The following is a 24,641-nucleotide window of genomic DNA, read 5'->3' as shown; positions in this document are numbered from 1 at the left end:
TGGGAGGCAGGTTCAATATCAAAAACTAAATGATTTAAAGGCGCTATATTGCGAGGCTTTCAGGCCTCGCAATAGCAATTAGTTCTATCGATGGTATTGCGCGATTAATTGATCGAGCCTTTCTGCAAGTGCATTTAATTCCATCGTTTCGTGAGTAATCTCTTTAACCTTGTCGGTGTTGGCACTGGCACTTTCCCTTATCTCCAACATATGGTCGTTAATCGTATCAATTGAATGACTTTGCTCTTGAACCAAGTTAGCGACTTGCGTGCTGCTTACACTTATTTTGTCGAAGAGCCCTTTATTCTTCATCGATATGTCTTGTGCGATTGCAATAGATGAAGATGAGGCTTGAGATTGTTCAACTATTTGTCCAATTTCATGTGTCGCGTTCGATGAAGACTTTTTCAGTATTTCCATGATGTTCTGAATTTCTTGTGTCGAGTCGGCGGTTCTTCTTGCAAGGGTTCTTACTTCATCAGCAACAACAGCGAAACCGCGGCCATGTTCACCAGCTCGAGCTGCTTCAATCGCCGCGTTCAAGGCTAGCAAATTCGTTTGGTCAGAAATTGCCTGAATCGTAGATAGTGCACCTGCAATAGTATCGGTATTGGTGGTGAGTGATTTAATAACATCAGCAACCTCATGTATTTTTTCACTTAATTGCTTCATGTCATTTTGTGAGTCATCAATGACATTGCGCATTTTCTCCGCGTTTTGAGATGCCTCTTGGTTAATATTGTTGGCATCTTTTGCATTCGATGAGGCCATGGCCGATTGACTACTCACATCATCCAGTGCTTGCGCTATTTTAAAGGTGCGTTGTGCTTCCGACTCCACATTAATCAAAGTCGCTTGGGCATCGTTTTCCAGTGTAATTGCTACTTTTCTTAAATGTTGTCCATTTTCAGCAATGTCTTTGAATACATGCTCGAGTTTATCCGCAAAACTATTGTAGCCATTGGCAACGGCGACAATTTCTTTTTGGCCTTCTGACGGGAGTCGATATGAGAGGTCTGCGTCGCCTTGCCCAAGGTTTTCGAACAAGGACGCTAATTTTACAATGGGTTTAGTCACTGATGCTGAGATAAAGAAAGCAACAACGGCGCCTAATAGAACAATTAATGCAGACCAAAAGAATATTCGCCACTTTGTTTGAGTAACCGTTGCAAACACTTCATTAGTGGGGACTTCAGCAACGACGAACCATTTCATACTTGGAATATAACCCAGTGCCAATAACAACTCTTTACCATCTCTTTCTACAGATACAACAGAAAACGCTTGCTTTGCTTTGAGCTCATCGTTGAATGAAAAATCGTAAACATCAGAAATATTTGTGTTGCTGCTGATAGCGCTATTGCTATTCAATTGAACTTTACCTGAGCCATCTACTAGGTAAACAAACCCGCTTTTTTCAATTTTAAAGTTCTTCAGCATAGTGACAACGTCTTCAAATGAGCGTGATGTGCCTGCTAAACCGCGGCCATCGACTTGTTGGTAGTTGACATATAAATCGACAGCGCTTGAATTTGGATCATCATAAACACTCACCGAGTAATCCTGATTACTTTTTGAATATGCAAAGAACCAACCGTCAGCATTGTCATCTTTCAAGACTCTTAAGAAGCCTTCATTATTCCAATATTTGGCCGTTTTTTTATCAGCAAATGATGCGCCAGATAAACTGTTTGTTGTCGCAACATTTTGCAGTTTTTCGACTAGCAATGTTTCTTCTTTGGGATCAAAACCGTTCTTAGCCCATTGCAATATAAAGGGGTCAGAAGCCACCATTGTTGCTATGGTTTGCATCTTGACGATGCCTGCGTTTATTTCGTTGGCGATGCTAGTGACCAGTGTAGGCAACTCTTTCTCTAAAACACGTTCAGAAATGTTGTTTTTAGCCGTGATAACGCTAATAGAACCTACAAGAATAGCAGTCACAACAATAAATAATGACAGCGCGAGAATTATTTTTTGCCTGATCGAAATATCTAACATAGAAAATTGAAACCTTATGAAATGAAGTGAATTTGCTCAGTGTTATTTAAAGCTGACTTACAATTCCCTATGTATCGGCATTGTTTGTTATTCCTAAATCCAAAGCTATTCATTTTTTACACCTAGTTTGGACTTGAAATTGAAGACTTAGCCTACCTAAACCCTGCATTATATCAAGTGAATAGTCGGTGTGAGTTTTTTTGTCGGTGGTTTTATGTCACACTCTTTCGGTCGTAATCATCTATAATAAATCATGGGTAAAACCCTATTTTTGAAAATAGAACAAAATATAACAATTCAAAATAGACAGATGGAACAAATAAATGAAAAACCTTTTTAAACTAAGCTCTCTAGCTTTAGTTGTCACTCTGTCGGCTTGCTCGCCGGTGGAAGAGACTAACTCGATAACAAACAATAATACGCCTAGTCAGATAGAAAGCGCGACTGTGACCGCCGACTCTGCCATTGACGTAAGTAAAGATTACCATTCTTATGCAAACCCTGAGCAAGTGTTAGTGACACACTTGAATCTTGACCTAACAGCTGATTTCACAGCTAAAAAGCTTGTTGGCAGTGTGCAAGTAGATGTTAAGCGCCAAGTAGAAAATGCAAATGAATTGATTTTGGATACGCGCGAACTCAATATTTTAAGCGTAACGAGTAATGGTAACCCGGTTTCGTTCGACTTAAAGCCAGCAGATGAGAATTTAGGTGCAGCTTTGCATATCAACTTACCTGATGATGCAGAAAAGCTAACAATCAATTATGAAACTTCACCGTCTGCTTCCGGCGCACAATGGCTAACACCTGCCCAGACTGCGGGCAAAAAGCATCCGTTCTTGTTTACTCAAGCACAAGCGGTTCATGCTAGAAGTTTTATTCCATTACAGGATTCACCTCAGGTACGAGTGACTTATAACGCAACCATCAGAACGCCAAAAGAACTATTGGCCGTGATGAGTGCCTCAAATGATCCTGATACTGAGCGTGATGGTGTATATGAATTCAATATGCCTCAACCTATTCCTTCATATTTGATTGCATTAGCCATAGGTGATTTACAGTTCAAAGCAATGGGGGAGCGCACAGGGGTTTATGCTGAACCTTCGGTTTTAGCCTCGGCTGCCGCAGAGTTTGAAGATACGGAAAGTATGCTCATTGCGACTGAAAATAAATATGGTCCATATTCATGGGATCGTTATGACTTGCTAATCTTGCCACCATCATTCCCATTTGGCGGCATGGAGAATCCTCGTTTATCTTTTATTACGCCGACTGTTATAGCCGGTGATAAGAGTCTTGTCTCTTTGATTGCTCATGAGCTAGCACATAGTTGGTCTGGCAACACAGTGACGAATGCAACGTGGCGTGACTTATGGTTAAACGAAGGTTTCACGACGTACTTAACCTACAGAATAATGGAAATGATTTATGGTGAAGATCGCTACAATATGGAAGCCGTTCTTGGTTATCAAGATTTGCAGGCTGACATAGCTTCATTAGAGCCAAATGATCAAATACTCGCAATCGATTTGCGCGGCAGAAACCCTGATGATGTGTTCTCAAATATCCCTTACGAAAAAGGGGCATTGTTCCTTCGTGAAATAGAGCACAAAATAGGACGAGATAATTTTGATAAGTTTCTATTAAGTTATTTTGAGCGTTTCTCGTTCAAGAGCATTACGACCGATCAATTTATCGCTTACCTAGATGAAACTCTACTGAAAGAATATGCCGACAAACTCGATAAAGCACGCATTCAACAATGGATTTTTGAGCCAGGTATTCCAGAAGGAGCACCAGTGCCTGATTCTGATGCTTTCGTTAAAGTTGATTCAGCAAGAGCGGCTTGGTTAGCAGGTGAAAGCCGCGCAAACACAATTAAAACTGATGACTGGACAGTTCATCAATGGTTGTATTTCTTGAATAACATGCCTGAACAGTTACACGAAAAACAGTTAAACGAGTTGGACAAAGTATTCTCACTAACCGCTAGTAAGAATAACGAAATTGCACACAGTTGGTTGATGATAGCGGTAAGAAACGAATATAAGCCTGCTTACGAGCGTTTATATGAGTATCTGACCAGTATTGGCCGCAACAAGCTGGTTAAGCCTTTGTATCGCGAATTGTCGAAAACACCGGATGGAAAAGCTTTTGCGAAAAAAGCCTTTGAAGAAGCAAAACCCGGTTATCACCCTTTAACTGTGCACGCAAACGAAGGCTATGTGAATTAGTCATGAAAGGGCAGTACTTTAATTAATAATTTTTGCCGTCACGGTGTAAATATTTTGTTGTACTTGTTGGGCTGTTTTTTTCTATTATGCAATTTCCTGATATTTGGCTAATTGTTATGAGTAAAGATTACAGATTTCGCAAAGAAGAAAGTGAAGATTTTGACCATCAAGATTGGATCGTAGGCAAGCAACGTGACGAAAGCAAAGCTGAACAGACTAAAGCTGAGTTGATGCGCAAAAAACGCGCTAGCAAGCAAATGGCTAATGCGCGAAGCAAGCACAGCGACGATAACGAAAACATGCATTAAGTCTGTTTTTTTACTGAGAAGATGCATTAAGCATTGCACTCAAGATGAAATTCACGATATAAACCAGTAATCATTTGATTACTGGTTTTTTTGTGGATATTAGATTTTTAACAACCTTTCTGGAAGTTGCGGAAACGAGGCACTTCGGACGAGCAGCTGAAAACTTGTATTTAACACAGTCTGCTGTCAGTGCTCGCATTAAATTATTGGAAGAATATTTTAATACCGCCTTATTCATACGAAATCGAAATAGTATTCAAATAACCCCTGCGGGTGAAAAACTAATCCCTTATGCTCAAGAGCTCTCTGATACAATTGCGAAAGCACGAAAGTCACTGGCGGAAGAGGAGTGCCAGCATATTAGTTGTGGCTCAACTCAAAGTGCCTATCTGTTATTCCTTTCGACACTTCTACCAAGCATGCTGTCGCAGTTTAATTCCGTTAGTTTTCGACATGAAATTGCGACAATAGAGCAAATCACACGGCAGTTGCACGAGCACAGTATTGATTTTGCACTCACTAGTTCGCAGGTTAAATCGGATGATATAGAGAGCACATTATTGTTTGAAGTCCCCTTGTGTATTTACCTAACGAATAGCCCAACGAGCGAAGTGATCAACGATATCAATATTGAGTGGTCTGCATCTGCCAATGAAAAAATCGCTAAGAAGTATCCAGAATTGAGAAAGGCAAAACTTCGAACATCATCCATTGATGTCGCTTTAACCGTGGCTAAAGCTGAGCCAAGTCGACTTGTTTTACCTGTAAAAACGCACCCTTTTTTGGACGACAATCTGAAGCAAAGCATTGCATCTTTTGATGCAAATGAGTTACCACAAGGAATTAGCGTGCCAGTGTACTTAAACCAGTTAAAGAATCAGAGTAATAGCGGTGTAGAGGATGTTCTTGTATTCATGAAAAAGGCTGTGAAGCCGTAAGCAGTAGCTAGAGTAACTGCACCTTACACGTTTTGAACGCATAAGGTGCAGAGAAGGCTGTTCAGCAATTATGCTGCTTACTTAGCGCATTTTGCTTATTTGGGTAGTTTAGTAATAGGCTGATAACCTTCAGACTCTAGTTCTTCGTTAACGCAATTTAGCAAAAATGCTTCCATGCTTAATTCGCCAGTTCCTTCGTCTTCAGCTACTTCCATACAATACTGTTTAAGTTCTTTAATCAATTCGATATCGGCAACAGGACGATCATCAGCGACGGTTGAAGCAGCAAACAATAAAGCTGCCACTAAAAATGTAAATTTCATAAAAGCTCCAGATCAACACAATAATTAATTTCGCTCAGTTTATGCGCGAATCAGGTAATTGCGAGTTAAATAAATTGTTCTTCAAGTACATTTTATTTCGTTCAAAAAACCGACTATTTATCTTGATATGCTACAGTTAATGTCTATATTTCGCGCGAACTTTAGCTTTTAATTTTAACGAATACTTGGAATAAAAATGATAACGACTTTAATCGTTGTTGATTCACCTAATGAATTCAGTCAATTAGATTTACGTGACTGCTTAGTAATTGATTTTGATAGATATTTGTCGGAGTTCCCGAAACGTGGGGAAGGCAAAATGCGTGTTATAAACTTATGCGCTACAGACAGATATTTGAGTAAGGGCTATTACTGCTCGCTATTAGCAGAGGCGAGAACACATAAAGTATTGCCAAGCGTAAATACGATCAATGACTTGATTATTGAAAGTCAGGAACAAGCATTGCAAATGAAAACCATTACCTTGCCGAAATCGCTGAGCGATGAAGTGCAAGATGGTAGTCACTGTGATGTGTTTTTTGGTACTACTAAATCTGCGTCTATGAGTGGCATTGCAAAGTTTGCCTTTGAACGTTTCCCAGCGCCATTCTTACGTGTTTCCGTTAGCAAGCAAACCAACGCAACGCAAATGACAGTTGGCTTCGGAGAATGGCAATCAGGCGCGGCTATGGATAAGACTGAGTTAGCTAATGCGCTACATGAGTTTATGTTGAAAACATGGCGAAGCAGCAGCAAACAAAAGCAAGCGCGCTGGGATATGGCAATTTTGTGCAATGAGCATGAAGCGACACCGCCAAGTGATGCTAAAGCTATCAAGAACTTTATTAAAGCCGCTAAGTTAGTGGGTATTAATGCTGAAGTTATCAACTCACAGCAAGCGGCTAACATTGGTCATTATGATGCTTTGTTTATTCGTGAAACCACTGCTATTAACCATCCAACTTATCACATTGCTCGAAAGGCAGAGCAGGAAGGCTTGGTAGTTATGGATGACGCAACGAGCATTTTGAAATGCTGTAACAAAGTGTTTTTGCATGACGCGTTTAGTTATCACAAAGTACCATCGCCGCGCAGTCAGTTTATTTCCGATAACGAAGATGCAACGTGTGAAAAGCTAGCCGCTGATTTTGACTTTCCTATGGTATTGAAGTTACCTGAAAGCTCTTTTTCGATGGGCGTATTTAAGGTAAAGGATATTGAAGAGCTTAAATTGAAGCTTGAAAAGATGCTTAACGAATCGGCATTGGTATTGGTGCAAGAATATATTTTCACCGAATTTGATTGGCGAATTGGAGTGTTGAATGGACGTCCTGTTTACGCTTGTCGCTATCACATGGCGCGTGGTCACTGGCAAATTTACAACCATGACTCGAAAACTAACACCTCAGGTGGCTTTGAAACATTGCCAACTTTTGAAGTGCCCAAGCCTGTCCTTGATGCGGCAATAAAAGCCTGCTCAATCATAGGCAAAAGTTTATATGGTGTAGATATCAAACAAGCAAACGGCAAAGTTTATGTGATAGAGGTTAATGATAACCCTAGTATCGAATCAAAAGTTGAAGACGTCTATTTAGGCAAAGAACTTTATATGATCATTATGCAAGAGTTTGCTAACAGGTTGGAAGCCCGTGGCCGCTAATAAAGAGAGTAGCGAAGCAAATCTATTGCTAAGGCTCGCGACTATCAAAGACCTAGATGTTTTGGAAGCGCTAGAGTTAAGTTGTTTTGAAACAGATAGATTATCTCGCCGCCGACTCAGCTTTTGGATTAAAGCTGAACACGGTATTTTGGTTTTGGCCGAAAAGGCCGGCGAGGTGTTGGCATATGGCTTAGTGATTCTGCGCAAAGGCAGTCGCTCAGCGCGGCTTTATTCACTGGCTGTGCGCGCAGAAGCAAGAGGGCAGAATATTGCCAGTGACTTGCTGTTAAAGCTAGAGGAACTGTCAGTAGAGAAGCAACGCTTGTTCATGCGCTTGGAAGTTGCGGAAGATAACTTATCTGCAATCAAAATGTACAAAAAACTGGGCTACCATAAATTTGGGATCTATCGGCATTATTACGAGACTGGGGCAGATGCCTTACGTTTTCAAAAGTCGATTCAGCAATCAACTGTTGCAGATAGCATGCGTTTTTACCCATGGTACAAACAGACAACCGAATTTACATGCGGCCCAAGTGCTTTGATGATGGCAATGAAGTATCTAAACAGTGATACGCGCTTTGATCAAACAACTGAAATTGATATTTGGCGTCATGCCACTACGATATTCATGACTTCTGGGCATGGTGGTTGCCACCCATTAGGCTTGGCTCTCGCTGCTCATGAACGCGGCTTTGAAGTTGAAGTTTATAGCACTCAGGTGAATGATTTGTTTGTTGATGGTGTTCGCAGTGAACATAAAAAATCCATTATGCGAATCGTAGAGCAAGGATTTATAGAGCAAGCCAGTGAATTGGGCGTGCAAGTTCATAAGTCTGAAATCTATATGAGCAAACTAGAAGAAGCATTGGCTTTGGGTTGGGGCGTTATTTGCCTAATTAGCACTTATCAATTTGACGGTAAAAAAGCACCCCATTGGGTAGCCATCACTCATGCAGATGAGCGTTGTCTATATTTGCACGATCCAGACGGGAGTGAAGGCTTCTATTCTGAATCTGGGGATCGCTTAGATGCATCTAATCGGGCTGATGTGGGCGAAAGTGAAGATATCGATTTGGACTATCAACATCTTCCTATTTTAAAAGAAGATTTTGCATCGCTGTCGGTGTTTGGTAAAAGCAAACTCAGAACGTGTTTAGTTGTTAAGCCAAGAACAGCTGGGCGAAAAACTGCTGGGCGAAAAACTGCTGGGCCAAAAAACAGCTAAGTCAAAAACGGCTAAGTCAGAAGCATTGCAATAGAGTTTAGTCTTCAAGACCATTCATTTTTAAAAGGGCGGCATAGTCACTGTGTCGTCCAACCGCTCGTTGATGCACCGGCTCTATCACTTGCGCTGAACTGAGCGTCTTCACAATCCTTGTCGATTGAGCTTCCTCACTATTGCTTGCTTGATTGTTCCAACACTGATCCTGATTCGCTAAACCACAAAAAGTTAAAACACTTTCAATGCTGGCTTGTGGTTTTTGAACCAGTGCTTCGTAAGTGATCTCAAATATTTGTTCTGGATATGTTTTGTGCCAATGCCGCATTAGATCACGATACTCTTTGTAGTAATCTGATAACTCTCTTAAATCACACAAGTACGGTTCGTTTACCGCAAAATGGTTTTTGAAAATGGATAAAGCCGTATCTTCAAACTGTCTACTAAGGTGTATTATTTTTGCATGCGGAAACAGTGCACGGATTAAGCCGATAGATTGAAAGTTAGCTGGCAGCTTATCAATAACAAATGGGCTCTTTAGTTGCCGTTTTAAGACCGCCTTCTCATATAGTTTAGCGGCATGCTGACACAATTCTATGCCACTCTCTGTACTCAGTTTTGACATAAACAGAGGGTAGGCTTCCTTGCAATGGTGAGTAATGAAATTCACTACTTGGTTCGCTATAATTGGCTGCTCACCCAAACTGCTCACATCAGAATGACGACAAAGTAGTTGCTCTAACAAAGTCGATCCTGTGCGTGGTAAGCCAAGAATGAAGATAGGCGTGAAACTAATCGATGGCTCATGCTCTTGAGTATCTAAGTGTATGTTCGCTTTGATTGCCTCAAAAAGAGGACGAAGGCCTTTCACTCTGTAATCACATAGGCTCAGTTGAATATCATTCGCTACTTTCCAATGCTCGAAAGCTTCGGATGGGTGTTTTTTTAACTCGAAGTAACGACCCAAGGCGAAATGAACAAGCATCTTTGTTTTTTGTTTATTTCCCTGTTGTTTTGCTAAAGCCTCGTTTATTGAAAGAAGTCCAAGGTGTGCTTCATCGAGATTTTTCAATTGACCAAGATTGAGCCGTAAAAGCCAAGCATAAGCATTGAGTAATAAGTCTTTTGAGAGCTCGATGCATTGCTCTGCTAATTCGTCAGCTTTTTGTAACTGTCCAATTTCTCTGTAGAAATTTGCCGATTTATAAAGCACCTCGGGATGTTTAGGAAACTGATTAAGTGCGAAGCTAATTACAGTTTTAACATCGGCAAGGGAGTTAACGCTCTCAAAGGCATCTGCTAAATTGAATAATGGAGCGTGCTCTTGAGGAAGCAACTGGCATGCTTGACTTAATTGCTGAATAGCTACATCAAACTCTTCAACATCTAAAAGTGCGGAACCAAAATGAAAGTAAATATCGCCACGTTGAGGCTGCATCTTTAGCGATTCAGAAAATAATGAAAATGCCGTTTGGTAGTCACCATGTTGGACTGCAAGTTGTGCATTTTCCAAGTTCCTATTGACTATATTTACTACATCCAATGCGATGAATTCCTTTGTTATTATTTCAAACGAGTGACCGTTTTAATTTACCAATATAAAAATGACCAATATCAGGTCACCCATATCTAACTGGCATCTTACGTAATTTTGCCACAGTTTTCCCTTGGTTTTCAGATAATGAAGCGAATTTCTTTCATCGCTTTAATCTATGTACAGTCTAAAAATATGTTGGCCGAGGACTAGACAAAAAAAAGGCCTTGTCAGTGACAAGGCCTTTACATGCTTTTTACTGCTTAGAAGCTATAAGTTGCTTGCAAGTAGTAGAAGCCGCCATTAAAACCAAACGGTGAAGTTTCGTAATATACGCCACCCCAGTTGTTGTTTGGAATTCCTTGAGAACTTGGAATATTAATGCGCTCTGCATCTTGATCGAAGATATTCTGTGCACCAGCTGTTAGTGTGAAATCTTCAGTTAGGAAGTAACTAAATTCGAAGTCAACTGTCACTGCTGCACTAGCAGTAATAGCAGTTGCATCGTAATCTACGTGAACACCTTGGTATTCGCCATAGTAGTTAAGACGTGTAAAGAATGAATATTCGTCCATGCTTTGTGCCCATGTTGCTGTAGCACGATGGTTAGGAAGATCTTCTTCGATACGCTTAACTTTAAAGTCACCAGTAATAGCACTAAATCTATCAACTTCAGTTTCGTTCCAGTTGTACGCTAAGCTAAAGGTTGAATTGCCACCCATTAACTCAGTTGCGTAGTTTGCGACAACATCGATACCTGTCGTTGTAGTATCAAAGTCGTTCGTAAAGAAACTAACTTGTGCCAAACCATCTACGTTCGGTACACCAGCAGCTTTCAAAGTTGCTTTGTTTGCTTCAGTTAGAACAATCTTTTCAGACTGGCTAATACGATCTTCAACTTGGATGTTGTAGTAATCTAGTGTAATGAATACATCACCTAGCGTATAAACTGCACCCAATGTGAAACTCTTAGACTCTTCTGGTGTTAGCTCAGTACCACCTAACTCAACTGAAATTGGGTTTGTTGGTGGTAACAAGGCTGAATCTACAAGTACGCCGCTGCTCAGGTTAGTTTGAACGTTACTGACGTTAGCTTGACCAACAGTAGGGGCTCTAAAGCCTGTGCTGTATGAACTTCTGAAAGATAAGTCATCAGTTGCGTGGAATTGACCAGATAACTTGAAGTTAGTCGTTGAGCCAAATGAATCATAGTCTTCATAACGAACTGCAACACCCATTAAGAAAGCTTCAGTAAATGGGATTTCAGTATCAAAGTATAATGCGTAGTTACGACGCGTTGAAATACCTTGGTCTGAAGGTTTGAAACCAGGGAAACCGTTTGAACCTACGCTGAAACCTTGGTCAAACAAAGGACCATTTTCAAATGAAGCTACATCACCAGCAATAACTTCAAAGCTTTCTTCACGCCACTCAAGACCACCAGCGATGTTTACTTCACTGTAAAGGTCAAAATCAAACTGCTTAACCATATCTAGGTTAAAGCTTTTCTCAAGTTGGATGTATTTACCTGGCGAGAAATCACGAGGTGTATCAGGACCCAAAGAAGAGTTTAAAGTATTGTAAATAAAGTATTGTGATTCATTTCGACCTACTGAGCCGCTGACATCATAAAACCAACCTTCAGCGAAGCCTTCTTTAATTTCGCCTTTAGTACCGATGGTTAATGACGTATCAGTGATGTTACCACCAAAGTTTGGCGTAAAACCTTCTGGAATGTTTAGGTTATGTGCGAAGCAGTTTGCCGCTGAAAGTTGACCTAGTGCTGTTGGATCTGGAAGACCATTTGCGCCAATTTCAACTACTGGGCAGTTTAATTGCTGCGCTAAACCATCTAAAGAACCTACTAGGATGGTTGGAGTTGCTGCATCCCATGCTGCTTGGCCTGTTGGATCATCATCACCTGGACGGTACATAGGTGTTCCATCTACGTTACGGACGATACCGCCATAAACGCCTGGGCGAGTTGTCGGGTTACGATAGTAGAATCCACCACGAACGTCACGCTCGGAGTAGTTACCAAACATATAGAATTCTTTGTCGTCACCAAGATCAAGGCCGACATTACCAAAAAGTGATATGTCGTCGTTTATTTCAGGTGAGCCCCAAATTTGTGCTGGATCTTCAACATCTAGGCCTGCGGCAGCGAATGCAGCAGCATCTGGACGTTGCACACTGCGGCTTGTTGCGTCAGCGTTTTTGTATTGAAAGCTTAAGTTAGCAAAGCCATCGCTTGTGAATGGCAGACCAACGTTACCTGATAATTGAGTTGTATCGCCATCACCTTCGTAATAAGAACCGTGACGAAGTGATAAAGAACCACCTTCAGAGCTATCTTTTAGAACGAAGTTCATAACACCAGCTATAGCATCTGAACCGTATTGTGCAGCAGCGCCGTCACGAAGTACTTCAACTTGCTTCAATGCAACGCTAGGAATAACGCTGATATCAGGACCTTGAGCACCATCGTTGATACCACCACCTAAGAAAGCGATAACAGAAGAACGGTGACGACGTTTACCATTTAATAGTACCAATGTGCTATCCGCTGATAAACCACGTAGGTTAGCAGGACGAACCAAAGTAGCGGCGTCACTAATTGGGTTTGTATGCACGTTTAAAGAAGGGACAGTGCCTTTCAATAATTCTAGCATGTCGGTGTTGCCGCCTTTAGATAACTCATCTCCACCGATAATATCGATAGGAACTGGCGAGTCACCAATTGAGCGAGGAGCTGCACGGCTACCAACGATGGCGATTTTCTCGACCATAGTGGCTTTCTTTGTATCTTCTTCTTGTGCAACGGCTGGTAATGCTAAAGTGAGCGACGCGGCGGCACTAGCGGCCAAACCTATACGAACACTTCTTGATAATAGAGTGAGGTTATTTTTCATGTGTAATCCCAAATATTGTTGTTGAATTTAAACCTGTTGCGTTATTTGATTTTATTATTCGCAATCTTTATTACAACGCTTGCTTAAACTTCAAATTCTAACGTTCGATTTTTAGGCGTTGTACATTAGATATACCGCGCTTAAGCCCAAATTACAATTATTTCAATACAAAATTTTCGTTGAATTCAGTTATTTATGATGGAGATTGCTACTAATTCATTACTGAATGTTTTTTCTACCTTTGAAGCGGCGTGGGCTATAGAGACGAATAAGTATAAAAAATACTATAGATTATGGTTTTTAAAAAAACTAACGAGCAAAAAAAAACGCCCTGTTTTTGGGCGCTTTTTATTTACTTATTAGTAGCTTAACTTGATGAAGCCACAGTATAGATTTAGCTTTTAGCTTACTTTAAGCCTAATACCTTTTTACCTTGTTTAAAGGTTATATCCACTGGTATTTGCGCATCAGATAGTTTTTGTAAGTCGGCAGCTAAATCCGGTTTAATCACACCCATAGTGTCAACTAGGTCTGATACACCTTCATAATCACCATCACCTTGTAAAACAAGAATTTTATTTGAAAGTGCGTCAATGGCTTTACCCATTTTATCGATATCAACTAAATAAAAGCCGTCTTCATTTCGCTTAAATGCGCCTTCTTGTTTGAAGAAGTTGAAGCGAACCATATTCGCCTTACCATGAGCACTTGATGCGCCGAAGCGGATAGAACGGAATATGCCAGCCATAAAAGTTACATAATAATCTTCTAATACGCCTTCAGTAATGACGCCTTTATCTAACAATTGGCGAACCATGTATAAACCTAAGATATCGGCTTTACCTTCTTCGAGCGCTGAGCCATGTTCTTTTAATGCTTGTCGAACGGTGCCTTCGCCATTCAATAAGTTTTTGATACCTAAGCCGTGGGCCACTTCATGGAACATAGTATTGCCAAAGAAGGCATCAAAAGTAATATGTTTGCGTTGTTGTTCAACAATCAATTGCTCGGATATTGGTAGCATAATATGGTCGAACTTGGCGCGCATGGCATTTTTTAACTGTAGTCGACGAGTGCCTTTTTGTAACTGAACTTCTTCATCATTAGGGAGGTTGATTGCTATGGTTTTACTTCCAGCGTTCGAATGTCCAGCATAATAAATTACGTCATAGGCATTGAGGTCGGCGTCGGTTCCCGGCATTTGTGCTTTGTAAGCAGCTTCTACAGGTAGGCCTTTTTGTAGTTCAGGTAAAAATGCAGCGTACTTAGCTAATTTATCACTCCATGATAGATCTTTGAGTAGCACGTAAGATTCAAATGCCGCTCTGTAACCAAACAACTGATCTTCGTATACTTCAATTGGCCCAATAACGACATCAATTGGGTTTGTTTTCATGTCCATCCATGCAAAATCTGAGGCTTGGTAGTTGTCTGTTACCAATGCTTCTGCACGCATGCTCAAATAATTTGCAAAACTACTATCGTCAGCGAGCTTTGATGCTTGCATAAGTAGGTCGGCTGCCTTTCTTAGTTCAGCCTTGTAAACGTCTGAATACTTCTTGCTTGTCAATTTACCATTTTCGTCACGCTCAACGATAGAATACAGACCTTCCTTATCTTCGAAACTTGCTGCCTCGAACTCTTCTTTTGTCATATCTGCAGGATAAAACTGGGCACCTTTAGATTTTTCTTCAACGCCAGATAGAAATGGCGCATCACCATTTAATCTGTCCCATGGACCATAATTGATATCTGCAAATTTTTTCACTTTAGGGTCAGCAATACTGTTTAAAAAGCTTTCTTTATCTTGTCCGTATGCTTGCTTCCAAAATAGATCATCCATAATGATAGAAGCATCTATGAGCAAGCTCAGCATTTCTTTCTGATTCGCTGTGTAAGAAGAAATATCTGCGGTTAATTCAACTGGATGATAAATGTCGAGTCTCGATTCATCGATAGTCAATGTTGGGCTGGTACTTTTCATATCAGTTGCTGGGCTTGTGTTCGATTCAGAACTTGGCTTTGAGCAACCCGTTAGGGAGGAGATGACTACTGCCGCGATGGCACTTAGAGCGACAACTTTAAATTTATGCATGGTTTATCCTGTTTTATTCTTATTTTAATGAGTAGGTTTTTAATGAGTAAATTCATGTGCAATGCGTTTGCTTAACGCGATAGCTAAATCTTAAGGTAGAACCTGAGGGAATTGCAAACGCAAGTGAGCTTGAATGCCGAACGCTTATTCAATTACCTCAACTTTATTTTCCGGAAAGATCACATTTGGGTCGAGTTCTGGGAACATCTGCCACAACATGTCTCTGTCTTCTCGAAGTCCTGAGCCGTCAAGATACTTCCAAGTGTTATTTCTTGTATCTTTTATTGCTACCATGAAACCGATAGTTCTGAATTGCTGTCCATTGACTTCCATCACGGATACACGAGGAACGATACTGATACGTTCTTTACCAGCTTCATAAAAAGGCCCAGGATCTTGAAAGTCGTTACTCAGCATTTTCACCCCAAGGGAATCTAATTGCTTTAAAGCTTCTACTGTAAAGGCTGTGAAATTTTCTTTACCTCCCAAAAGCGGAAAAAGGGCGGGGTGTGTTTTTTCAACAAAAATAGCAACGTCACCTGTTAACATAGCTGAAATCATCAATTCTATATCTGCTTTAATTTGTTCTTTCTCTGCATTTGTTGGTGAACTTGCTTGCGTCTCGCTGGCCGTGTTCATTGCTTTTATTTCAGCGCTGCTGTTTGATGACATCAATACAATGCTAAGAGTTAAGAATAATGCTGGGAGGTAGCTCTGATAAAAAGCATTTTTGTTAGAACGAAGAAATACAGCCGAGAACATGACAAAACCTAAGAAAAATTTAAATATTGAGAATACTTTTGCATAAATTTGTCAGAATTCAAACTAATTCTGTATAACTGTTTTATAAACATCCTGATATCATCTATCTCAACAACTATTACTATTTTTAAAGCTAGGAAACTGATTCACTATGCCGACCTTATCTTTTGAAGCCCCTGATGAATTGTCGCAGGTCTACCTTGTAGGTGGTGCCGTGCGCGATAAGTTGATGGGTGTTGCTAGTAAAGATAGAGACTTCGTCGTTGTAGGTGAGAGTCCGCAAAGAATGCTTCAATTGGGATTTCTTCCGGTTGGCGATGATTTTCCTGTATTCCTTCACCCTAAAACCAAAGAAGAATACGCTTTAGCACGCACCGAGCGGAAGACGGGAAAAGGGTATCGAGGCTTTGCCGCTGAAGCAAATGAAAACATTAGTTTAGAGGAAGACCTAGCGCGACGTGATCTTACCGTTAATTCAATGGCTATGGATAAGTACGGAACGATTGTTGATATCTACAATGGTCAACAAGACATAGCTGATAAAGTATTAAAACATACAACCTCCGCCTTCGAGGAAGATCCTGTCAGAGTGTTAAGGCTAGCTCGATTTTACGCGCGCTTTGGGCCTGAATGGCGTATTCATGAATCAACGAAGCAGCTGATGCAAGATATGTATCAAAAAGGTGAGTTGAGTCACTTAGTGGCAGAGCGTGTTTGGAAAGAAACAGAACGAGCGCTGATGGAGCCTTATCCGCATTTGTTTTTCGAAACACTTATCGATTTCGAGATCTTTCCTGAAATAGCCAATATGCGAGGTGTTGAACAACCGGTGCAGCATCATCCTGAGGGAGATGTTTTTGTGCATACGATGCTGGTATTGCAACGGGCTGCTAATTTGAAATTTGATTTACCTACAAGGTTTGCCGCTCTTACTCATGATTTTGGTAAGCCAGTAGCATTTGAAACCTTTGGCAAATTGCATGGACATGAGCAAATGGGCATTCAGGTGATAGAAACATTTTGTGAACGTTTGAAAGTGCCTAAAAAATTAGCAGAGCTAGCTAAGCTAACGAGTGATAATCATACCCGCTGCCATAAAATTCGCGAGCTAAAACCCAAAACATTACACGCGTTCTTAGTCGACAATATGAATGCGCTTAAAAACGAACAGCGATTCGTGCAATTTTTAGATGCATGCATGTGTGATTCTCAAGGGCGCGGCCCCACAATGGTCGATAAGGCATATCCTCAAGCAGATATTGCGAAGTCTTATTTGTCTGCTCTCAAAAAAGTTGATGCAAAACAAGTTGTCAAACATGCGATTGCGCAAGGGAAACAAGGAAAGCAGATTAGCGAAGCGCTGCGTGTCGCCGAAATAAATGCTATCCGCGAGCATCAATTACAATTCGATTCACATTAGTCAAGGTTTGTAGGTTTGCAACGGCACTACAAGACCTAGGTGTCGTTTTTAGTGCTTTAAAAAAAGACTATTTCTCTTAGCTAGCATGTATGTCTAGTATGCATGCTAGAAACTCAGAAACTCAGAAACTCAGAAACTCAGAAACTTAGAAACTTAGAAACTCAGAAACTCAAGACTTAAAGTATTAAAACTCACGATACTTCGTTATGAAAATGAATACTCTGATCGTGCTATTAGTTGCCTAATTGTTCGCAACATCTTTTATACTAAGTTAAATAAATACGCAAATTAAGTACTTAGCCTATAGTGTCGATAAACTATATTGTCGATACGTTGATGCAAAGTATCAAGAGTTGCCACATTAGCGCCGAAAGGCAGTAAACATTGCCCTCACTTATATAAACGGATTTGGAAAACAGTGATAAACGATAGTGAAGAAAAACTAAGTTGCCAACGCGATATAATAACCACGCTGTATACAGACAGTTTTGGCGGGTTACTTATATCCATGCTTTGTGTTTTAGTCCTGATATTTGGTTATCCCACTGAAGGTTTAATGGAGTTCAAATACGTTTGGGCCACTGCTTTTTTCCTCATCCTCATCTTCCGACTACTTGATTATGCCTATTGGTACAAAAAACTTAAAGGTTGTGAGTATCTACCAGCAAATACAAAATTACGGTTCATAGTTGGTGTTGCCAGTTCTGGGCTAATGTGGTCCGTATATTCGATTGTAATCTTCGAACACGTTGACATTATCGAATTAGCAACGACTGTTATATTATTCTCAGCCCTTGCCGGTGGCGGCGCAACGGTGCTCTCAGGTGATAAAAAACTAGCCGTTTTTTATACCACTGTGTTACTTCTGCCACTGTGTGTGTTGATGTTACTTAGTACAGACGAAAATCATAATTTACTCGGTTTTCTAGGTATATTCTTTACGCTTATTTTAATTTTTGCCAGCATTCGTTCGGCAAACTTCACTGCATCCACAATAGATTTAAAGAATAGAAATCTGTCTCTTGTAAAAGAGATGGAAGTAAAGAATAAGCAGATATCGGAAGTCAATCGAGTCTTAGAAGCTAAAGTCGATGCTCGTACCAAAGAAATTTTTGCGCTCTCAAACATTGATCCTTTAACAGGCCTGTACAACAGAACCGCGTTTTCAAGAAGTCTGGATGATATTTTAAGTCTTTGCCGCCAGGAAAATCGTAGTCTAGCCCTGCTGTTTGTTGATTTAGATGGCTTCAAATCGGTTAACGATACACAAGGGCACGCCGTTGGTGATAAGGTCTTGGTCGCTATTTCGCAGCGACTTGTTCTGATTGCAAAAGGACCCGCTCACATATGCCGATGGGGCGGTGACGAGTTCATTATTGTGATAGAAGATGTTACCTCGGATGAAGCGGTTGAGTTTGGTCGCGATGTTATTAAATCGCTGTCTCAACGTATACAAGTTGGAATGAGCAAAGTAAGTGTCGGTGCAACCATCGGCGTTGCGATGTTTCCAGAGCATGGCACTAAAGAGTCAGAATTAATTTCTTTGGCTGATACTGCCATGTATGTTCAAAAAGCCATTTCCAAATCCGATGTGTGCGTGTTCTCAGAAGAAATGCGTAAAACTCAGATTCGCGAACAAGAGCTTAAAGAAGGCTTAGCCGTTGCGCTGAGTAACAAAGAATTCCATTTGGTTTATCAACCGGTTATTGATAATGACACTAAAAAAGTATCATTTTGTGAAGTATTACTGCGTTGGAACTTGAACGGACAACTAGTGCCACCACAAGAATTTATTCCCATAGCAGAGCAGTTTGGTTTTATTCACGAAATTGGTGAGTGGGTATTACAAACCGCGTGTCATGAAGTGGGAGATTGGATATTTGATGAATCGGTTGACCTATCGGTCAATGTTTCGGTTGCTCAATTAATTCGTTCTGACTTCATTGACATAATTAAACGAGTATTAGAAAGCTCTGGCTTTCCGGGTCCTAAACTGCACCTAGAAATAACTGAATCGCTGTTTGCAAGTAATATGGAAACCATGCAGAAACAAGTTCATGAATTGCAAAAGTTGGGCATTAAAGTATCGGTTGATGACTTTGGAACGGGCTTCTCTTCACTCTCCCAACTTCAGAGCTTATCTGCTGATATCGTAAAGATCGACCGTTCATTTGTCGCAAGCATGGGAACGGGTGGTCAAGCGATTATTCAAGCCACTCAGTATATGGCAAATGAGCTAGGCTATTCCGTCGTGGCCGAGGGGGTTGAAACTAGAGAACAAGCAGATCAGCTTTCTAATATTGGTATCACATGTTCACAAGGGTTTTATTTCAGTCATCCCATGACGATTGCAGAACTGCCTAATTGGTTTGATGAGTTCAATGAGACCAAAACCTTAAATCACTTAGACGAGGAAAGCGGCGACGATACAGTAGACTCTTAGCATTCGTTTTGTCGATAAGGCCTATAAAGAATTTCAGCTATTATATGCCGGTAGCTTAGTAAATGACTATCAGATATATAATGCCGAGAAGGTATAAATTACTGAGATTAATTGGATATTCTCTCGCAAGGGCTTTATGCTAGATAAAAATTGTTGAAGGGCTGAATAAAAGGACGTATTCGTCTTACGGTAATCCTTCCTCATTGACTTAAGTGTCTTCATTCAATCATATTAATTAAAATGCAGAAAGAGCAATATTCTCTGCTGTTAAAAACTAAAAGCAAGGTAATCTATGAAACAATTCTGTCAATCTTCTCTGTCGAAGATCGTGCTTTTTTCAATTGGCTTCAGTGTCTTTTCAAGTCAAGTATTGGCTTCTGTAGACACTTCGAAAGTGGGCTATTTTCAGACGCCCAGCATCCATGAAAGCACGCTGGTTTTTGCTGCTGAAGGCGATTTGTGGCGAGTGAAGCACAGTGGTGGTTTGCTTTCGGATGAAGCTGTTAGATTAACGACGCATTCTGCGGAAGAGTTAACACCATTTATATCCCCTGATGGCACAGATATCGCCTTTTCTGCAAATTATGAAGGCACTACAGAAGTATATTTAACATCAGTAAAGGGGGGGGCGCCGAAGCGCATCACTTTTGAAAACAGCCGTGCACTAGTGAAGGGGTGGACTGCCAACGGTGATATTCTGTATGCAACTTCCACCACTATTACTGGCCCTGCTAACAGTTGGGTACTGAAAACGGTGAATCCAAGTACTTTAGTAATAAATAATATTGAAGTTTCTGATGCTGTGGAAGGCGTGATAGATGAGCAAGGGAAAACAATTTACTTTGTACAACACGGTCTGCAAATCTCCACCGATAATGCCAACCATTATAAAGGCGGAGCAACGGGTGAGCTTTGGCAATTTAATTTGGATAACTCGGGCGAGGCGAAAAAGCTAACTGAATTGCATGAAGGTTCAGTGAAAAACCCGATGTTGTTTAATGGTCGACTCTATTTTATTAGTAATCAGAGCGGCATAGACAATTTGTGGAGCATGACGCTAGATGGCAAAGACGCAGAGCCTGTTACCAAATATAAGGACTGGGGCGTGCGCAGTGCTTCAATGCATAATGGTAAGATTGCTTATCAGTTGGGGGCCGATATTTTCGTTTTAGATCTTGTTCAAAATAGCAGTGAAAAAGCAAAAATTGCTCTAACCTCCGACTTTCCTCAATTACGCGAACGCTGGATAGAAAAACCACTCGATCACCTTAGCTTTGGTTCTTTATCACCAAAGGCGGACAAAGTCGCACTGACTGCCCGAGGCAGGATCGCGGTGGTTGGTACTGACAAAAAAAGATTGATTGAATTAAACACCAGTGCTACTTCTCGAAATAGACATGCAATTTTGAATAACGACAATGAGTCAGTCTTTGCTTTCAACGATAACAGTGGTGAAAGTGAAATTTGGCAGTTTTGGTTAGATGGTAAAACCGAAGCTAAACAGCTAACAAATGACGGTAAAACATCGCGCTTGAGTATGTGGTTGTCTCCCGATGGGAGGAAGCTGGCACATAATACAAAACATGGAGAATTGTTTGTACTCGATATTGAGTCGGGAGAGAACCGTCTTATCCTTGATAACATAGGTTCAGGTTTAGAGACATTCAAGTGGTTCAAAGATAGCGATTCGATTGCGCTTGCTTACACTAAATTGCGTGAGGAAAGAACTTCGGTCGTATTGTATTCACTTTCCGAAAATAAATCAGAGACTTTGACTAGTCAGAAATATGAATCATATTCTCCAGCTTTTAGTGCCGATGGTTCGTGGCTTTATTTCTTATCTGATCGTAATTTTAATGCAAGCCCTAGCAGCCCGTGGGGCGATAGAAATATGGGCCCTGCATTTGATCGCACAACTGAAATATACGCAATAGCGTTGAAAGAAGACGCAGAATTTCCTTTTGCAGAACCTGAAGAAAATATTGATACAGAATCACAAGGCGAAGATGATTTAGAATACGATGCATCTGAGCAAGATGACGAATCTAAAGATGATGCTGATGCGGATACTGCAGGTGAAAGCACCAATTCAGATGAATTGTCAGTAATGGAAATTAATTGGGAAGGTATTCAAAAGAGACTTTGGAAAGTCCCGGTCAGCGCTGGTAACTATAGACAACTCAGCGCCAATTCTAGGTTCCTTTACGTTGTTGAGCGTATCAGTGAGCCGAACGCTAGGCCAAATTTGAAGTCCATTCGCATTAAAACGAGTCCTTCATTAAGAACCTTCACTTCGGCAATCGCTAATTATGAGCTTTCAAATGATGGTGAATCATTACTAATTCAAAAAGGCCGAGGCAGCAGCTCTTCAATGTATATCGTTGCCGCTGGAGCTGTTTTCCCAAGCGATGCAAGAGACAATATGGTGCATACTCAAGGATGGAAAATCCGCATTGAACCACAAAACGAATGGCGCCAAATGTTCAAAGATGCGTGGCTCATGCACAGAGACTCTTTATTTGACTCCGACATGCGAGGCGTTGATTGGCTTGCCACTAAAGCTAAATACGAACCTCTTCTCTCACGCTTAACTGATCGAAGAGAGCTGAACGATATATTCAAGCAAATGATGGGTGAGCTCAACGCTCTTCACTCACAAGTAAGAGGCGGCGATATTCCTGAGAATGATGATGTTGCGTCTTCATCAACACTAGGCGCGGCTTTCGTAGATTCGGATGATGGCGTTTTAATCTCACATATTTATCTGCATGATCCAGAATTGCCTGACGAAGCATCACCCTTAGCGCGTCCGGGTGTTGATGCTAAAAATGGCGATATTATTAAGGCGATCAATAATATCGCAATCACAACAGTTGCCGATTTAGTTAAACAATTGAAGTTCCAAGCGGGAAAACAAGTCTTATTAACTTTAGAGCGCGATGGCACGGTTATAAATACTATCGCGAAACCTGAATCCAGTCGCAGTGAAGGAAGCTTTAGGTATAAAAACTGGGTTTATTCAAATGCCACTAAGGTTAACGAAGAAGACAGCGAGATTGGTTATTTACATTTGTATGCCATGACGTCGCGTGACTTATCTACTTTCGTAAAAGAATTCTATGCTCAATATCAAAAGCAAGGATTGATTATTGATGTTCGCCGAAACCGAGGCGGCAATATCGACAGTATCATTATCGAAAAATTGATGCGAAGAGCTTGGTCCTTTTGGCAGAACACAAATGGTGACCGTTCAACTAACATGCAACAAGCATTTAGAGGTCACTTAGTCGTATTAGCTGATGAATTTACTTACTCCGATGGTGAAACTTTTACCGCAGGTATTCGTGCGCTTGAACTAGGAACGGTTATTGGTAAACAGACTGCCGGTGCTGGTGTTTGGTTGAGTGGTGGTAACTCAGTAGTGGATGGCGGAATGGCGCGTGTAGCCGAGTTCCCCGTATTCGCAATGGACGGACGTTGGATCACAGAAGGCCGCGGGATTTCACCAGATATCGAGGTGAACAATATGCCTCATGCTACTTATCTTGGTGGGGATGCTCAGTTGGAGAAAGCAATTTCTTATCTGCAAGAAAAAATCAAAGCAGAACCAATTCCTGCGTACGAAGCGAAGCCTTTCCCGAAAGTCCAACAAACGGCTGATGATATTAAATGAAGAAGGTAATTCTTCTTACCTTCGTTGTTTTAGGCCTATTGATAATGACTGCGTGGATGATGTCACCAGTCAGGCCGGTGGCTTGGATGCCTGATCCAGATGTGGGTCTCAGTGCACAATTCGGAGCTAATGAAAGGCTTTATGAACTCAATAACACTGCCTTGCAGAAGCAGTATTTGCAAGACGTAGGCGAGGGGCCTGAAGACATTGTAATTGGTGATGACGGATACTTATATACGGGTTACCAAGATGGTCGAATTGTTAGAGTTTTAGTAGAGGAAGTATTAAAAGTTTATCAAAACGAAAATGCCTCGACGACTGACATTCAATATGAGGAGTTTGTAAACACTCAGGGCCGTCCACTTGGATTGCGTTTCGATGCTCAAGGTAATTTGATCGTTGCTGATGCATTAAAAGGTCTTATTTCAATCGACAAACAGCGAAATATCAGTGTGTTGGCTGATGAATTTGACGGCAAGAAGCTGCTGTTAGTTGATCATCTCGACATAGCTGAAGATGGCACTATTTGGTTTAGCGATGCGTCTGCGCGATATGATATATATGGCTTCATGTATGACTTTTTGGAAGCAACATCTACTGGCCGCTTACTAAGTTACAAGCCTTCCACTGGCGAAACCGAAGTCAGAATGGATGGTTTATTCTTCGCTAATGGCGTGGCAGTCGCCCCTAATGATGAGTTTGTTTTAATCAATGAAACTGGCAGAGCGAAGATTCATCGTCTTTGGTTGAAAGGGGATAAAACAGGTTCTCGGGATATCTTTTTAGAGCATTTACCTGGGATGCCAGATAACTTGTCTTTTAAAGATGGGATCTTCTGGGTATCGCTAATCACATTAAGAGATCCTTTGGTTGAAGGTTTAGCTCAAAACACGTTTTTGCGCAGAGTGATAGGTGGATTACCCAAAGCAATGTTAAAAGCCAGCTCACATTATGCTTTCGTCATAGGTGTGACTTCTGAGGGCAAGGTAGTACATAATTTGCAGTCAAGCAAAGGCTATCAGAGTATTACCACTGCCACTGAACACGAAGGTCATTTGTTTTTAGGCTCACTGGCAAACAGTAGTATAGCCGTCGCTAAATTGCCATAAGAAG

The 24,641-nt window shown here is 41.0% G+C and carries 15 protein-coding genes; 9 read left to right on the top strand and 6 right to left on the bottom strand.

Features of this window, described 5'->3' with window-relative positions:
* Nucleotides 1-84: 84 nt before the first annotated feature.
* Entirely contained in the window at nucleotides 85-2,001 is a 1,917-nt protein-coding gene (locus tag ACKLNX_RS16690) for a methyl-accepting chemotaxis protein (protein WP_412973173.1), read from the bottom strand.
* Nucleotides 2,002-2,324: 323 nt separating this feature from the next.
* Between ACKLNX_RS16690 and ACKLNX_RS16685 the strand changes: the two genes are divergently transcribed.
* The 3 genes from ACKLNX_RS16685 to ACKLNX_RS16675 all read left to right on the top strand — a co-directional run bounded on the left by ACKLNX_RS16685 (nucleotide 2,325) and on the right by ACKLNX_RS16675 (nucleotide 5,484).
* Nucleotides 2,325-4,238, top strand: a complete 1,914-nt coding sequence (locus tag ACKLNX_RS16685; protein WP_412973172.1) for a M1 family metallopeptidase — start codon at nucleotides 2,325-2,327, stop codon at nucleotides 4,236-4,238.
* A 116-nt stretch (nucleotides 4,239-4,354) separates the two neighbouring features.
* Nucleotides 4,355-4,546, top strand: coding sequence for a hypothetical protein (locus ACKLNX_RS16680; RefSeq protein ID WP_411693578.1), 192 nt, complete (start codon nucleotides 4,355-4,357; stop codon nucleotides 4,544-4,546).
* A 92-nt stretch (nucleotides 4,547-4,638) separates the two neighbouring features.
* Entirely contained in the window at nucleotides 4,639-5,484 is an 846-nt protein-coding gene (locus ACKLNX_RS16675; protein WP_412973171.1) for a LysR family transcriptional regulator, read from the top strand.
* A 95-nt stretch (nucleotides 5,485-5,579) separates the two neighbouring features.
* Here ACKLNX_RS16675 and ACKLNX_RS16670 read toward each other — a convergent pair whose 3' ends face one another.
* Nucleotides 5,580-5,807 (bottom strand): hypothetical protein, encoded by a 228-nt coding sequence (locus ACKLNX_RS16670; RefSeq protein WP_411693580.1) that lies wholly within the window; start codon nucleotides 5,805-5,807, stop codon nucleotides 5,580-5,582.
* A gap of 196 nt (nucleotides 5,808-6,003) precedes the next feature.
* Between ACKLNX_RS16670 and ACKLNX_RS16665 the strand changes: the two genes are divergently transcribed.
* Both ACKLNX_RS16665 and ACKLNX_RS16660 read left to right on the top strand, forming a co-directional pair.
* Entirely contained in the window at nucleotides 6,004-7,467 is a 1,464-nt protein-coding gene (locus ACKLNX_RS16665) for a RimK family protein (protein WP_412973170.1), read from the top strand.
* Entirely contained in the window at nucleotides 7,457-8,695 is a 1,239-nt protein-coding gene (locus tag ACKLNX_RS16660) for a GNAT family N-acetyltransferase/peptidase C39 family protein (protein WP_412973169.1), read from the top strand. The genes ACKLNX_RS16665 and ACKLNX_RS16660 overlap by 11 nt, the downstream gene beginning before the upstream one ends.
* Before the next feature lie 37 nt (nucleotides 8,696-8,732).
* Here the strand turns inward: ACKLNX_RS16660 and ACKLNX_RS16655 are convergent, their stop codons facing one another.
* From ACKLNX_RS16655 to ACKLNX_RS16640, 4 genes are all read right to left on the bottom strand, one after another.
* Nucleotides 8,733-10,232, bottom strand: coding sequence for a tetratricopeptide repeat-containing sulfotransferase family protein (locus ACKLNX_RS16655; protein ID WP_412973168.1), 1,500 nt, complete (start codon nucleotides 10,230-10,232; stop codon nucleotides 8,733-8,735).
* A 254-nt stretch (nucleotides 10,233-10,486) separates the two neighbouring features.
* Nucleotides 10,487-13,135 carry a TonB-dependent receptor plug domain-containing protein gene (locus tag ACKLNX_RS16650; protein ID WP_412973167.1) on the bottom strand — a complete coding sequence of 883 codons (2,649 nt, stop codon included), beginning with the start codon at nucleotides 13,133-13,135 and terminating at the stop codon, nucleotides 10,487-10,489.
* A gap of 406 nt (nucleotides 13,136-13,541) precedes the next feature.
* Entirely contained in the window at nucleotides 13,542-15,230 is a 1,689-nt protein-coding gene (locus tag ACKLNX_RS16645) for a dipeptidyl-peptidase 3 family protein (protein WP_412973166.1), read from the bottom strand.
* A gap of 144 nt (nucleotides 15,231-15,374) precedes the next feature.
* The gene (locus tag ACKLNX_RS16640; protein ID WP_412973165.1) at nucleotides 15,375-15,992 is read right to left on the bottom strand and encodes a hypothetical protein; all 618 of its coding nucleotides are present in this window, start codon (nucleotides 15,990-15,992) and stop codon (nucleotides 15,375-15,377) included.
* Between the two features lie 151 nt (nucleotides 15,993-16,143).
* Between ACKLNX_RS16640 and ACKLNX_RS16635 the strand changes: the two genes are divergently transcribed.
* The 4 genes from ACKLNX_RS16635 (at nucleotide 16,144) to ACKLNX_RS16620 (ending at nucleotide 24,637) form a co-directional block, all read left to right on the top strand.
* Entirely contained in the window at nucleotides 16,144-17,412 is a 1,269-nt protein-coding gene (locus ACKLNX_RS16635; protein WP_412973164.1) for a multifunctional CCA addition/repair protein, read from the top strand.
* 418 nt (nucleotides 17,413-17,830) lie between these two features.
* Nucleotides 17,831-19,855: a putative bifunctional diguanylate cyclase/phosphodiesterase gene (locus ACKLNX_RS16630; RefSeq protein ID WP_412973163.1), complete on the top strand. Its 2,025-nt coding sequence runs from the start codon at nucleotides 17,831-17,833 to the stop codon at nucleotides 19,853-19,855.
* Nucleotides 19,856-20,147: 292 nt separating this feature from the next.
* Entirely contained in the window at nucleotides 20,148-23,528 is a 3,381-nt protein-coding gene (locus ACKLNX_RS16625; RefSeq protein WP_412973162.1) for a S41 family peptidase, read from the top strand.
* Nucleotides 23,525-24,637 (top strand): SMP-30/gluconolactonase/LRE family protein, encoded by a 1,113-nt coding sequence (locus tag ACKLNX_RS16620; RefSeq protein ID WP_412973161.1) that lies wholly within the window; start codon nucleotides 23,525-23,527, stop codon nucleotides 24,635-24,637. The genes ACKLNX_RS16625 and ACKLNX_RS16620 overlap by 4 nt, the downstream gene beginning before the upstream one ends.
* Nucleotides 24,638-24,641 lie beyond the last annotated feature (4 nt).

It is taken from the genome of Glaciecola sp. MF2-115, assembly GCF_047250385.1.
Classification (GTDB): Bacteria; Pseudomonadota; Gammaproteobacteria; order Enterobacterales; family Alteromonadaceae; genus Glaciecola.
Note: the sequence above shows the minus strand (reverse complement) of the source record. Positions and strands in the feature narration are given on the sequence as shown.